The 12,925-nt window shown below is 63.4% G+C and carries 11 protein-coding genes; 7 read left to right on the plus strand and 4 right to left on the minus strand.

All coding sequences use genetic code 11. The annotated features are described in order from the left end of the window. Window positions 1-99: 99 nt before the first annotated feature. Complete coding sequence (locus tag BLQ09_RS22780; RefSeq protein ID WP_092358644.1) at window positions 100-1,101, plus strand: ABC transporter substrate-binding protein; 1,002 nt, start codon at window positions 100-102, stop codon at window positions 1,099-1,101. 53 nt (window positions 1,102-1,154) lie between these two features. On the opposite strand, the gene BLQ09_RS22785 is transcribed toward BLQ09_RS22780, so the two are convergent. Continuing rightward, a complete protein-coding gene (locus BLQ09_RS22785) occupies window positions 1,155-2,075 on the minus strand; it encodes a LysR family transcriptional regulator (protein WP_012721638.1) in 921 nt (306 codons plus the stop codon). 179 nt (window positions 2,076-2,254) lie between these two features. Here BLQ09_RS22785 and BLQ09_RS22790 point away from each other — a divergent pair, with 179 nt between their 5' ends. Continuing rightward, window positions 2,255-3,160: a TauD/TfdA dioxygenase family protein gene (locus BLQ09_RS22790; RefSeq protein ID WP_012721639.1), complete on the plus strand. Its 906-nt coding sequence runs from the start codon at window positions 2,255-2,257 to the stop codon at window positions 3,158-3,160. Window positions 3,161-3,418: 258 nt separating this feature from the next. Here the strand turns inward: BLQ09_RS22790 and BLQ09_RS22795 are convergent, their stop codons facing one another. Together BLQ09_RS22795 and BLQ09_RS22800 are read right to left on the minus strand one after the other, a co-directional pair. After that, window positions 3,419-5,026 (minus strand): alkaline phosphatase family protein, encoded by a 1,608-nt coding sequence (locus BLQ09_RS22795; RefSeq protein ID WP_092358646.1) that lies wholly within the window; start codon window positions 5,024-5,026, stop codon window positions 3,419-3,421. A 100-nt stretch (window positions 5,027-5,126) separates the two neighbouring features. Further along, window positions 5,127-6,071, minus strand: a complete 945-nt coding sequence (locus BLQ09_RS22800; protein ID WP_092358648.1) for a LysR family transcriptional regulator — start codon at window positions 6,069-6,071, stop codon at window positions 5,127-5,129. 155 nt (window positions 6,072-6,226) lie between these two features. Between BLQ09_RS22800 and BLQ09_RS22805 the strand changes: the two genes are divergently transcribed. Next, a complete protein-coding gene (locus tag BLQ09_RS22805; protein WP_092358650.1) occupies window positions 6,227-8,542 on the plus strand; it encodes a TonB-dependent receptor in 2,316 nt (771 codons plus the stop codon). Here BLQ09_RS22805 and BLQ09_RS22810 read toward each other — a convergent pair. After that, window positions 8,513-9,700, minus strand: a complete 1,188-nt coding sequence (locus tag BLQ09_RS22810; RefSeq protein WP_027607857.1) for a CynX/NimT family MFS transporter — start codon at window positions 9,698-9,700, stop codon at window positions 8,513-8,515. The genes BLQ09_RS22805 and BLQ09_RS22810 overlap by 30 nt on opposite strands. 108 nt (window positions 9,701-9,808) lie before the next feature. Here BLQ09_RS22810 and BLQ09_RS22815 point away from each other — a divergent pair, with 108 nt between their 5' ends. From BLQ09_RS22815 to BLQ09_RS22830, 4 genes are all read left to right on the plus strand, one after another. After that, window positions 9,809-10,675 carry a LysR family transcriptional regulator gene (locus BLQ09_RS22815; RefSeq protein ID WP_027607856.1) on the plus strand — a complete coding sequence of 289 codons (867 nt, stop codon included), beginning with the start codon at window positions 9,809-9,811 and terminating at the stop codon, window positions 10,673-10,675. A 224-nt stretch (window positions 10,676-10,899) separates the two neighbouring features. After that, window positions 10,900-11,715: an energy transducer TonB gene (locus tag BLQ09_RS22820; protein WP_012721645.1), complete on the plus strand. Its 816-nt coding sequence runs from the start codon at window positions 10,900-10,902 to the stop codon at window positions 11,713-11,715. A 54-nt stretch (window positions 11,716-11,769) separates the two neighbouring features. Continuing rightward, complete coding sequence (locus BLQ09_RS22825; RefSeq protein ID WP_027607855.1) at window positions 11,770-12,489, plus strand: MotA/TolQ/ExbB proton channel family protein; 720 nt, start codon at window positions 11,770-11,772, stop codon at window positions 12,487-12,489. A 1-nt stretch (window position 12,490) separates the two neighbouring features. Then, complete coding sequence (locus tag BLQ09_RS22830) at window positions 12,491-12,892, plus strand: ExbD/TolR family protein (protein WP_010565408.1); 402 nt, start codon at window positions 12,491-12,493, stop codon at window positions 12,890-12,892. The last annotated feature ends 33 nt before the right edge of the window (window positions 12,893-12,925 follow it).

A 12,925-nucleotide genomic window follows, 5' to 3' on the forward strand; every position in this document is an offset into this window, starting at 1 on the left:
AAAGCTATTAAATTGTGAATTTATAGTATTTAAAGTTTTGACCAGGTTGTGCCTACTTTCTGCTCCCCAGGCGACCCTCGCCCACAAGGAGCTGCGCATATGAAACTGCCGTTCAAACGTCTGATCACCCTGGTGGCAGGCACCGCATTGGCGGGCCTGGTACAGGCTGCCGACCTCAAGGAAATCCGCATCGCCGTGCCTGACCTCAGCGCAGGCAGCCAGCACAGCGGCGGGGGCATAACGGACGTGCTGCGCGAGCAGCAGATCTTCGAAAAAGCCTTTGCCGATCAAGGCATCAAGATCCAGTGGAATTACTTCAAGGGCGCCGGCCCTGTGATCAACGAAGCCTTCGCCAACGGGCAGGTGGACCTGGCGTACCTGGGCGACCTGGCGGCGATCATCGGCCGCTCCAATGGCCTGGAGACGCGCCTGCTCAGTGCCACCGCGCGGGACATCAAGCAGTACCTCGGCGTGGTGCCGGGTTCTGGCATCAAGACCTTGCAGGACCTCAAGGGCAAGCGCGTCGCGGTGTTCCGTGGCACGGCCAGCCAGTTGTCGTTCGACAGTGCATTGGCCAGCCAGGGCTTGAGTGAGAAGGACCTCAAAGTCATCAGCCTGGACTACAACGCCGCCAATGCCGCGCTGGCCGCCAAGCAGATCGACGCCACCTGGGGCGGTTCGAACCTGACGGCATTGCAAGCCAAGGGGCTGGCTGAAATACCGCTGACCACCAAGGACCTCGGTGGCGCCGGCAGCATCCAGGCGGTGCTGGTGGGCAGCAAACAGTTTGTCGACGAGCACCCCGACGCCGTCGCCAAGCTGCTCAAGGCCCAGCAGCAGGCGGTGCACTGGTTGACCGATGACAACAACAAGCAAGCCTACATTGCGCTGGTGTCCGGGCTGGCCAGTTACCCGCCGGTGATTCTCACCAATGACTTGAAAGACCAGACCCTCAGCGAGATTTTCCCGTCGACCCTGGACCCGGTGTTCCTGGCTAAATTGCAGGGTTCGGTGGACCTGGCTTCCAAGGAGAAGCTGATTCGCAAGCCGTTCCAGGTGAGTGACTGGGTGGCGCCGAACCTGGCGGCGGCGGGGCTTTGAGTCGGGTGGTGCCTGGGCTATCGCCATCGGGGGCTTGCCCCCGATGAGGCCCGTCAAACCGCCACGCTCACCTCCTGCCTGTCCACCTCCACCAGCGTCTCGATCATCGCCTTCGCAGCCGGCGACAACCGCGAACCGGTGCGGCTGACAATCCCGCAGCGGGCGCTCATGGTCTCCATGTTCTGCGGCAGGTTGCGCCAGTGCAGCAGTTTCAACGTGCCGTGGGCGATGTCTTCGGCGAATGCCTCTTCGGTGCCGACGCCGATGGCGTTGGACTGCAGCACGATCTTCACCAGCGCCGGGAAATGTTCGGTCTGGATGCTCGGGGAAAAATCCATGCGCCCGCTCAGGTTCGCCAACAGTTTGCGAATGCCCTGTGAGATCAGCGGCGCCGCCAGCGGGTAGTCGAACATGTCGTTGGTCGACAGGCTGTCCTTGGCCAGCAACGGGTGGCCCGGTCGGCAAAAAAATACCCCGCGCTTGGGGGTCAGCGCGCGGGTCTGGAAATTCGGGTCGGCTTCGAATTGGCGGATGTCGGCGATAAAGAATTCGATCTCTTCACGGCTCAGGGCACGGCTGAGTTTTTCCCAGTTATCCACCTGGAAACTGGTGCGGATTTTCGGGTGGGCGCTGATAAAGCGCGCCACCGCATCCGGCACCAGTTTCACCGCCGGTGCCGGGCCGCAGCCGAAGCGCAGGTCGCCGGCGTCGAGCTTGGTCATGCGCGTCACTTCACTGCTCAGCAAGGCGGCGCCGTGCACCAGGGACAGGGCATGTTGCAGCACCACTTGGCCCTCCGGTGTGGGGCGCAGGTCCTTGTGGCCACGGTCGACCAGCACGCAGCCGAACTCCTGTTCCAGCCCCTGGATGCTGCGGCTGAACGCCGGTTGGGTGATGCCCATGGCGTCTGCCGCACGCACGAAACTGCGGTGTTCGTTGAGGGCGATGAAGTAGCGCAGTTGGCGAAGATCCATATGCTTTCCCTGCATCTTAAAAATAGGTCGAAGGCATTTGCGACCACGGGAGCAGAGGTTTTAAATGCAAGCTCTTATTCCGTCAATGAAGCATTCGTTCATTTGCTAGACCTAAATTGCATATGGATAGAGCGTTGTCGGAAAGCGTCCCCATCAGCAGGCACAAGAGGGTCATCACCATGAGCAACGCCGCATTAGCTGTTCAACCCGTCGCCCAGGCGCTGGATATTCACCCGGTCGCCGGCCGCATCGGCGCCGAGATCCGCGGTATCAGACTGTCCGGCGATCTGGATGCCGCCACGGTCGAAGCCATCCAGCAGGCGCTGGTGCAGTACAAGGTGGTCTTCTTCCGTGAGCAGACTCACCTCGATGACCAGAGCCAGGAAGCCTTTGCCCATCTGCTCGGCGAGCCGATTGCCCACCCGACGGTGCCGGTGCGCGACGGCACGCGCTTCCTCATGGAACTGGACGGCACCCGTGGCCAGCGCGCCAATTCCTGGCACACCGATGTGACCTTCGTCGATGCCTACCCGAAAGCCTCGGTGCTGCGTTCGGTACTGGCGCCCAAGTCCGGTGGCGACACGGTCTGGGCCAACACCTCAAGCGCCTACAACGACCTCAGCGTCGAACTGCGCGCCCTGGCGGATAACTTGTGGGCAGTGCACAGCAACGAATACGACTACGCCGCGCTCAAGCCGGATGTGTCGGCCGAGCGGCTTGAGGCATACCGCAAGGTGTTCACCTCGACGGTGTACGAAACCGAGCACCCGGTGGTGCGCGTGCATCCTGTCAGTGGCGAGAAAACCCTGTTGCTGGGGCACTTCGTCAAGCGCCTGAAAGGTTATTCCCAGGCGGACTCGACCCAGCTGTTCAACCTGCTGCAAAGCCACGTCACCCGCCTGGAAAACACCGTGCGCTGGCGCTGGAACACCGGCGACGTGGCGATCTGGGACAACCGCGCCACCCAGCATTACGCCGTCGACGACTACGGCACCCAGGAACGCATCGTGCGCCGGGTGACGCTCAAGGGCGATGTGCCGGTGGGCGTGCACGGGCAGCGCAGCCAGACCACCAAAGGTCTCTGATGTGGGAGGGGGCAAGTCCTGATGCCAGTCAGTCAACGGCGAACACCGTACCTGTGGTGAGCGGGCTTGCCCCGCGTTGGGGTGCGAAGCGCCCCTGATGAAGACGAATGCGGTGTATCAGGCACTCCTCTGCGCCTGGTTCTGGGGCTGCTGCGCAGCCCAACGCGGGGCAAGCCCGCTCACCACAGAGGTACCCGTTTGCTGTGCGACAGCGCTACTTCGAAGAGGTAGTGGGGGCCCCCACGTTCGATGTGTGGTTTACCACACGCCGATCTGCACCACCTTCTCCGCTTCCGGCTCACCGTAACGAAACCGTTGGCCACGCAGATCGATCTCTGCGTGGCTGATGGTGGTGCGTCGCTTCAACCCGCGCAGCCATTCGAACAGATACCCCACGTGGGTTTCGCGCACTTCGGCATAGGCCGGGTCGTTGCCCAGGTCGTGCAGTTCCTGCGGGTCGTTTTCCAGGTCGAACAGCTGTGGGCGGAAGCCGTCGTACGCCAGGTATTTCCAGCGTTCGCTGCGCACCATGGTCATCCGGCAACGGTCGATGGGTTGCGCCAGGCGTTCGCGGGCCGGGGCCTGGAAGGCGTAGTCGTACTCGGCGATGGCGTAGCGGCGCCAGCGGGTTTCCTGGCCGTGCAACAGCGGGATCAGCGAGCGGCCTTCCAGGCGATGCTCGGCCGCTGGCAAACCCAGGGCGTCGAGGAAGGTCGGCAGCGCATCGATGGTTTCCACCAGACGCGCGTCCACCGTGCCACGGCGGGTATCGGCGGCGGCGCGTGGGTCGCGCACGATCAGCGGAATGCCCACCGCAGGTTCCAGCAGAAATTCTTTTTCGCCGAGGAAGTGATCGCCGAGGAAATCGCCGTGGTCGCTGGTGAACACGATCAGGGTGTCGTCCCAACGGCCATTGCCTTGCAGGAAATCGAACAGGCGCCCGAGTTGGTCGTCGACCTGTTTGATCAAGCCCATGTAGGTGGGAATCACCGTGAGCCGCACCTCGTCACGGGAAAAGTTCAGGCTCTCCTGGTGCTGGCGGAACGCCTGGTACACCGGGTGATCGCTGGTCTCCCCTGGCTGGATCGGTGCCTGGATATGCTCGGCGCCATACAGCGCGTGATAGGGCGCCGGTGCGATGTAGGGCCAGTGTGGCTTGATATAGGACAGGTGCAGGCACCACGGTTGTTCGGCCTGCTCACGGATAAAGTCGATGGCGCGGTCGGTGGTGTAGACGGTTTCCGAATGTTCCTCGGCCACGCGCGCGGGGCGGCCTGCATTGCGCATGTGCCAACCGCTGAGCACTTCGCCGTTTTCACCGGCAGCTGCATTGGCCCATTCGTGCCACGGGTTGGCGCCGCTGTAGCCCTGCTCGCGCAGGTAATGGGTGTAGGGCGCGGACTCGCGTTTATCCTCGAACAGCGGGCTGTCGGGGTAGATGCCGTCGTGACGCAGGTACGCCTCGAAGCCGACCTCGTTCAACGGCTCGGCCTGCTTGCTGTCAGGGTCGATATTCAGGCGTTGCAAGGCGTCCACATTGGGTGTGGCGTGGGTCTTGCCGACCAGCGCCGTGCGGATGCCGTGGGGGCGCAGGTAGTCGCCGAGGGTCAGTTCTTCCAGGGGCAACGGCACCGCGTTCCACGCCACTTGGTGGCTGCTGACGTAGCGCCCGGTATAGGCCGACATGCGCGAGGGCCCGCAGATGGTGCCTTGGGTATAGGCGCGGCTGAAGCGCACACCGGCGGCGGCCAGGCGATCGATGTTCGGCGTGTGCAAGTGGGCGTGGCCGTAGCACGACAGGTAATCGCGGCGCAGTTGGTCGCACATGATGTACAGCACGTTGCGCACGGGTTGGGGGTGGGACATGGGGCTTCACCAGACGGAGGACAGGTGAGGTTTTTCGCCGTTCGAGTGGGGGGCTGGCAAGTGCATTTGGGGACTGGCTTTGATGCAGTGAATGCATGGCCTAGACCGCGACGTTCTCCAGCGCGCACACCTCTTCATCCAACTCATCGACCTGCTTGATCTGCTCGATCATCGCTTCCGCCAGTGGCGACAAGCGATACCCCGCACGGCTGACGATGCCGTAGCGGGTGTAACGCTCCTCCAGATCCTCCGCCAGGCCCTCGATCGTCAAGCACACCAGTTCGCCCCGGGCCATGTGCAGCACATCGCTGTTGGCGCTGACGATGCCGATGGCGTCGGAGCGCAGCACCACGCCCATCAGGCTATAGCCGTTCTCGCATTCGACATTGGGCAGGAAATCGGGCCGGCCGCTGAGGTCGACGATGACCTTGCGCAGGTTGGGCGGGCGGATGGTCACGGCCAGTGGGTAACTCATCAGCTCGGGGGCGCTTACGCTGCCACGCCCGGCCAGAGGGTGGCCGGCGCGGCAGCAGAAATACCAGCGGCGCGGGCGCAGGCGGTGGGTGTGATAGTCCGGGTTGGCTTCGAAGTGGCGGGTGTCGGCGACGAAAAACTCGAACTCTTCACTGAGCAGGCGTTTGCTCAGGCTTTGCCAGTCGTCCACCTGGTACTGCACCCGTGCCTTGGGGTAGCGCCCGATAAAACTGCCGATGGCGCGGGGGATCAGGCCGCCGGCCGGTGCCGGGCCGCAGCCGAAGCGCAATTCCCCCGCCTCCAGGCCATTGAACTGGCTGATCTCGTTGGCCAGTTGCTGTGCACCGCTGACCAGGCGCCGGGCGTGCTCCAGCAATACCTGGCCTTGTTTGGTCGGCGCCAGGTCTTTGCGGCCACGGTCAATCAGCTGGCAACCGGCGCTGTGTTCCAGGGCCTGGATACTGCGACTGAACGCCGATTGCGACAGGTTCACCGTCAACGCGGCGGCGACAAAACTGCGTTGTTCGGCAAGGGCGATGAAGTGACGAAGCTGGCGCAAATCGATATGCATTTTTCACATCAAAAATATCCGGGAAATGCATTGGCTATGCATTAGGTCGACTCCTTATAAAGGCTATCTCTTATGCAGTAAATGTTCGTAAAAACATAAATAAATAACCTAAAGGAATATCTCTCGATGGATATTCCCGGGTTCCGGAGCCGCTTATGAGTCTGTTGAAGTCCTTGCCCCTGGCCATTCTGGTGGCCGGCAGTTCCAGTTGGTCGCCGACCCAGGCCGCCGAAACACCCGCGCCGGTAAGCAAGGGCGAGAGCGCCGGCGGCGAGTTGGAGACGGTCACCGTCACCGCCCGGCGCCGCACCGAAAGCGCCCAGGCAGTGCCGACGCCCATGAGCGTGATCGGCGGCCAGGCCCTGGAGAGCCAGCGGGTGTATCGGATTCAGGATCTGCAGCAACTGGTGCCCAGCGTCAACGTCGCCTACATGCATGCGCGCCAGTCCAGCGTGTCGATCCGCGGGCTTGGCAACAACCCGGCCAGCGATGGCCTGGAAGGCAGCGTAGGGCTGTATATCGACAACGTGTATCTCGGGCGGCCGGGCATGGCGGTGTTCGACCTGATGGACATCGAGCAGCTTGAAGTCTTGCGCGGCCCGCAAGGCACCTTGTTCGGCAAAAACACCACCGCCGGGGTGATCAACATCAGCACGCGCGCGCCGAGTTTTACCCCGGAGCGCAGCATTGAAACCTCGCTGGGCGAGGACGGCTACTTCCAGACCAAGGGCACGATTTCCGGCTCGCTCACCGATGACCTGGCGGGGCGTTTCTCGGCGTATCGCACCCGTAGCGACGGCGACATCAAGAACGAATACAACGGCCATGACCTCAACGGCGGCTCGCGCCAGGGCTTTCGCGGGCAACTGCTGTACAAGCCCAGCGAGACCTTCAACCTGCGCTGGATCGGCGATTACAACGAAGAGGATTCCAGCGCCGGCACCCGGGTGCTGTACAGCACCGGGCCGACCATCAACGGCACCAACCTCTACCAGTCGCGGGCCAACGCGGCAGGCGCGACCCTGGTCGATGGCACCCACCGCAAGGTCAACCTGGACAGCGACCAGCACGTCACCGTGTTCCAGGGCGGTACGTCGCTGGAGGCCAACTGGACGTTGCCGAGTGATTTCACCCTGACCTCGGTCAGTTCCTATCGCTTCTGGAATTTCACCCCGCGTAACGACGACGGCCTTAACGTGCCGGCGTCGTATAACGCCGGGGTGTCGGTGGAAGATAAGCAGTGGTCCCAGGAATTCCGGCTGGCTTCACCCACCGGCGGGTTCTTCGATTACGTGCTCGGTGCCTACTACTTCGGTAATTCGCTGGATAACAAATCCTTCAGCTATTACGGGCCGCAGGCCGACATCTGGAACGGCACGCCAGCCGGCGCACTGGCCAACGTCAGCAGCGTCGGCAACGGGCACATTCGCACCGACAGTTTTGCACTGTTTGCCCAGGGCACCTGGCACCTCACCGAGCGCCTGGATTTCACAGCCGGCCTGCGTGGCACCTATGAAGAAAAAAGTGCCTGGGTCACGCGTAACGCTCCTCTTGGCGGTGCGGCGGTCACCGGTGCTGCCGCGACGGCTCGACGCGGGCGCGCGGGGGCGTACGATTCCGGCGACCTCACGCAATACAGCACCAGCCCCTCGGGTTTGCTCAACCTGAGCTACCGCTTTAACGAAAACCTGCTGGGCTACGCGACCTTGTCCCATGGCGAGAAGTCCGGCGGGGTCAACCTGGCGGTAGGCTCGGCACCGACGGCCGGGGCCGACTCACTGCTGATCGGCACCGAGCGCGCCAATAACGTCGAACTGGGTTTCAAAAGCACCCTGTGGGACCGGCGGCTGCAGCTCAATGCCAACCTGTTCTGGACTCAGGTCAACGGCTACCAGACCAATGCCTATGACCAGGACAACCGTGTGCAGTACCTGACCAACGCCGGTTCGGTGCGCTCGCGGGGTGTCGAGGTGGAAAGCACCCTGGTGCCGATCAAGGGCCTGACGCTGAACCTCAACGGCTCGTTCAACGATGTGAGCTACCTGTCTTACAAAGATGCGCCGTGCCCGCCGGAAGTCAGTCTGCGCCCCGGTGCGCCGGCCTCCTGTGACCTGAGTGGGCACCAAGTGGTGGGGGCCTCGAAATGGATCGCCAACGCCAACGGCGAATACAAGTGGAACCTGGATAACGGCTTCGAACCCTACGTCACCGCCAGCTATGCCTTCCGCTCCAAGGCTGTGGGCACCGTGGAGGACTCCGACTATGGACAGATTCCTGCCTACGCCGTGGTCAACCTGTCCACCGGCCTGCGTGGCAACTATGAGCAAGGGCAGTGGGACGTGTCGTTATGGCTGAAAAACGCCTTCGACAAGACCTACTACACCACGCTGTGGACGGGGGGGAACGGCGGCTACGAAGGCCTGCTTGGTACGCCGCGCACGCTAGGAGTGACCGGGCGCTATGACTTCTAGCCCCGTGCGATAGGTGGCCGGGCTGAACACGCGCGTCACCACCAGCATCGCCACCGCCGTGACCGTCAGCACCACCCAGGCGCTGACAAAGTTGCCGGTCAGCCCGCGCAACCAGCCGGTCAGCCACGGCGACACCGCATTGATCAAGAAGCCCACGCCTTGCACAAAGGCCGCCAGTTGCCCGGCCTGGCGTGGGTCGCGATGGTGGTCGAGGGTCAGCAGCAGGCTCAAGGCGAAACACGCGCCCAGGCCGAAGCCGCACAGCGCCACCCAGAGGTGCGGATATTCCTGCGGCGCGACGATCAGGCCGAGGTAACCCACGGTCTGGGCCAGCAGGGCGATGCCCAGCAGCGGCCGACGGTCGATACCGCGCTGCGCCAGCACCGGCATCAACAGCGCGGCGAGCACCTGGAAGATGGTCATGAACGCCAGCAGCGAACCGCTGGGCAACACGCCCCAGCCAAGTTGCTGATAGTAGGCCGGCAGCCACGCCACCAGGCTCATGTAGCCGCAATTGACCAGGCCGAAATACAGCGCCAGCAACCAGGCGCGGCGATTGCGCAGGTCCTTGAAGGCCGGCACCACCTGTGGATTTCGGGCCGCGCCCAGGGGCAGCCAGGCCCATAGCAGCAAGGCGCCCAACGCCGGCAGCAGCCACACCCCCAACCCCGCCTGCCATTCCTGGAAATGCGTGGCCACCAGCGGGCTGAGCAGCGCTGCCAGCCCGCCGCCGGCCATCAGCGAGGCCGAATACACGCCCATCGCCACCGGCACGCGATGACGGAATTCGCGCTTGATCATCGCCGGCACCAAGGCCTGGATCAGCGCCACCCCCGCACCGCCGAGCAACGCCGTGACCAGCAGCGCCGACGCCTGGCCCATCAGCCAGCGTGCCAGGCACGCCAGCAGGATCATCATCAGGCCCAGGGCGATGCCGCGCCGTTCGCCAAGGCGGGCTTCCACGCGCACGCCCACCAGCGCCACCAGCCCCATGCACACCACCGGCAGGCTGGTCAGCAGGGCGCTGCTCTGGAAACTCAGGCCGGTGGCCTGGCGGATCTCGCCGAGCAACGGGCTGATGGAACTGAGGATCGGCCGCAGGTTCAGGCCGAGCACCACCAGCAGGCCCCAGCCGGCGAGGGATTTGTTCAGGGTCATGCAACGCTCTTGCAGTCGGCAAATGAGGCGTGAGTATGGCCAGCACCCAAGGTATTCTGAAGTTAAATATAACCATGCCAACCAGTGGCAAAGAGAATGGTGACGCTGATGTTCGATCCCGTGTTGTTGCGCAGCTTTGTCGCCGTGGTGGACTGCGGCAACTTCACCCGTGCCGCCGAGCGCCTGCACTTGACCCAATCCACCGTGAGCCAGCAGATCCGCCGCCTGGAAGACGCGGTGGCGTGCCAGTTGCTGGACCGCGACCAGCGCCGCGTGGTCGCCACCGCCGAGGGCGAGCGCTTGCTGGCCTATGCGCGGCGCATCCTCGCGTTGCATGAAGAAGCCACCGATGTGTTGATCAACCAACAGAGCGACGGCGTATTGCGCCTGGGGGTGCCGGAAGACTTTGCCGCCGAGCGCCTGATGCCGTTGCTGTCGGCATTTGTGCTGGCCTATCCACGGGTGCGCCTGGAGGTCACCAGCGGCCTGGGCCCCGAGTTGCAGCGCCAATACCGCAGTGGTGAATTCGACGTGTTGCTGGTCAAGCAGATGGGTAGCAGCGATGACTGCCTGGCCTCGTGGCCCGAGCCGCTGTGTTGGGTCGACAGCCGCAGCACGCCGTGCCTGGGGCGCGACCCTCTGCCGTTGGTGGCATTCCCGGTGGGCGGCCTGTACCGCAATGAAATGTTGCACCACCTGGAAGTGGGCGGCTGGCGCTGGCGCATCGGTTATTCCAGCGCCAGCCTGGCCAGCGTGTGTTCGGCGGTGGCGGCGGGTTTGGGTGTGAGTCTGTTGCCGCGACGGGTCGTGCAGCCAGGGCATGTGGAACTGGGGCCGGACAGCGGTTTGCCCGTGGTGCAAGGCGTGCGCCTGGCGTTGTATGCCCGTCATGGCCTGAGTGCCGCGGGGCAGTGCTTGCAGGCTGAGCTGTTCGATTTGTGTGCAAACAGCCCCGTTGAGCCATGCCTTAAGTGAATATTTTGTATGCCTGAAAAGCATCAAAAAAAACCACCTCGACGCCAGGCCACGTGGGCCGGGGCTTTGGTGTTTGCAGAGCATTCGTTTATTCAAATTTGATCTATCTATAACTTCAAAGATTACTTTAAGAGATAAGCGTCTGGCCCCGATGATTCAGCCCTCGACGGCCTTCCACGCAGGCCCGTCGGTTTTTTGGTTTCGAAACCGTAGGGAGTGAATCAATGGGCAATGTCCAGACCGCCGCCAGTGCACCCGAGGCGCAATGGCGCCAGGCACCGAGTGGTGAGTTGGTCGACCTTGGCCGGCCGCACCGCGCGCCGTTGGGGCAATTGCGAACGCAGCAAACCCCGAAGCGATTCTCCAGCCGCCGCGAGGGGATCCTGCTCGGTTTGTTGGTACTGGCCCTGCACGGTGCAGTGATTTATTGGGTCAGCCAGAAACCCACCCCGGTGCTGCCGATTGTGCCGCCGGAGATTCCGCCGATGACCATCGAATTTTCCCAGCCGGCACCGCCCGTGGTGGAACCGCCACCGCCTGTGCCGCCACCACCGCCACCGCCTGTTGTCGAGCCACCGCCGCCGGTGGTGGATGAGTTGGCCGCCAAGCCGGCGCCGCCCAAGCCGATTCCAAAACCCAAGCCCAAGCCGGTGCCAAAGCCTGAGCCCAAGCCCGCACCGAAACCGGTCGAGCAGGCGCCCACGCCACCGCAACCGGCGCCACCGGCACCCGCGCCCGCTCCGCCCGCGCCAGCCCCGGTGACACCGGCTTCGGCCAACGCCGCGTACCTCAAGAACCCGGCGCCGGAGTACCCGTCACTGGCGCAGCGTCGCGGTTGGGAAGGCACGGTGTTGTTGCGGGTGCATGTATTGGCCAGTGGCAAGCCGGGGGAGATCCAGGTCCAGAAAAGCAGCGGTCGCCAGCAACTCGACGACGCCGCACTGACCGCCGTGAAGCGGTGGAGCTTCGTGCCGGCCAAGCAGGGCGATGTGGCCCAGGACGGCTGGGTCAGCGTACCGATCGACTTCAAGATTCACTAACTATTGCGCTGCGGTGTGCAGCACACGCCGCGACTAGTACAGAGGGAAAACATCATGGCATTAGCATCTCCACTTGAATCCATCGAAAGCGCGGTGATCTGGCTGCTGGTGGTCTTTTCGGTCGCCACCTGGGGCCTGGCCCTGCTCAAGGGCGTGCAGTTCGGTCGCCTTAAAGCGCAGGATCGCAAGTTCCACAAACAGTTCTGGGCGGCGTCGAGCCTCGACTCGGCCGCCGAGTTGGCCGAAACCCAGCCCGGCGCCGCTGCCCGTGTGGCCCAGGCCGGTTACGCCGCGATCCAGGTCGGGGAAGCGCCGCATGCGGCCGACCTGAGCCAGGCGATCAACCACCAGGACCGCCTCGAGCGTGCCCTGCGCCAGCAGATCGTACGTGAGCGCCGCTCCCTGGAAACCGGCCTGGCCGTGGTCGCCAGTATCGGCAGCACCTCGCCGTTTATCGGCCTGTTCGGCACCGTGTGGGGGATCATGGAAGCGCTCAAGGGCATCAGTGCCGCCGGCTCCGCCAGCCTTGAAACCGTGGCCGGCCCCATCGGTGCCGCCCTGGTTGCCACGGGCGTGGGGATCGCCGTCGCGGTGCCGGCGGTGCTGGTCTACAACTACTTCCTGCGCCGCCTGAAGCTCACGGCGGCGGACCTGGATGACTTTGCCCACGACTTCTACAGCCTGGCGCAGAAAAACTCCTTCCGTGTGCTGCTGCACCCGGCCCTGACTAAACATGCGCCGGGCAACCCGCAAAAAGTGAAGGAGGCGTCCTGAAATGGCCTTCTCCACGCAAGACAGTGATGAGGTACTGAGCGAGATCAACGTCACGCCGCTGGTAGACGTGATGCTGGTGCTGCTGGTGGTGTTTATCGTCACCGCGCCGCTGTTGACCAATGCGATCCCGATCAACCTGCCCAAGACCGAGGCCGTAGCCCCGGTGGAGCAGAAGGACCCGCTGGTGGTGAGCATCGACGGCGCCGGCAAACTGTTTATCAACAAGGACGAAATCCAGCCGGACCTGCTGGAATTCAACCTGCAGGCGGCCAAGGCCAAGGACCCCGATGTGCGGGTGCAACTGCAGGCTGACGATGGTGTGAACTACGGCGAAGTGGCGCGAGCCATGGCGTCTATCGAGCGCGCGGGGATTACCAAACTGTCGGTGATTACCGCACGTTAGTTTCAAAAGCCTCGACAATTTTTTGGCCGTTTC

Origin of the sequence: Pseudomonas sp. NFACC25 (assembly GCF_900100935.1) — a bacterium.
GTDB classification, from domain to species: Bacteria; Pseudomonadota; Gammaproteobacteria; order Pseudomonadales; family Pseudomonadaceae; genus Aquipseudomonas; species Aquipseudomonas marginalis.

What these genes read in the sequence shown, in the direction of transcription:
- BLQ09_RS22830 (WP_010565408.1), top strand. Translation starts at nt 12,491, where the DNA reads ATGGCCTTCTCCACGCAAGACAGTGATGAGGTACTGAGCGAGATCAAC.
- BLQ09_RS22795 (WP_092358646.1), bottom strand. Translation starts at nt 5,026, where the DNA reads ATGTCCCACCCCCAACCCGTGCGCAACGTGCTGTACATCATGTGCGAC.
- BLQ09_RS22815 (WP_027607856.1), top strand. Translation starts at nt 9,809, where the DNA reads ATGTTCGATCCCGTGTTGTTGCGCAGCTTTGTCGCCGTGGTGGACTGC.
- BLQ09_RS22790 (WP_012721639.1), top strand. Translation starts at nt 2,255, where the DNA reads ATGAGCAACGCCGCATTAGCTGTTCAACCCGTCGCCCAGGCGCTGGAT.
- BLQ09_RS22820 (WP_012721645.1), top strand. Translation starts at nt 10,900, where the DNA reads ATGGGCAATGTCCAGACCGCCGCCAGTGCACCCGAGGCGCAATGGCGC.
- BLQ09_RS22800 (WP_092358648.1), bottom strand. Translation starts at nt 6,071, where the DNA reads ATGCATATCGATTTGCGCCAGCTTCGTCACTTCATCGCCCTTGCCGAA.
- BLQ09_RS22825 (WP_027607855.1), top strand. Translation starts at nt 11,770, where the DNA reads ATGGCATTAGCATCTCCACTTGAATCCATCGAAAGCGCGGTGATCTGG.
- BLQ09_RS22785 (WP_012721638.1), bottom strand. Translation starts at nt 2,075, where the DNA reads ATGGATCTTCGCCAACTGCGCTACTTCATCGCCCTCAACGAACACCGC.
- BLQ09_RS22780 (WP_092358644.1), top strand. Translation starts at nt 100, where the DNA reads ATGAAACTGCCGTTCAAACGTCTGATCACCCTGGTGGCAGGCACCGCA.
- BLQ09_RS22810 (WP_027607857.1), bottom strand. Translation starts at nt 9,700, where the DNA reads ATGACCCTGAACAAATCCCTCGCCGGCTGGGGCCTGCTGGTGGTGCTC.
- BLQ09_RS22805 (WP_092358650.1), top strand. Translation starts at nt 6,227, where the DNA reads ATGAGTCTGTTGAAGTCCTTGCCCCTGGCCATTCTGGTGGCCGGCAGT.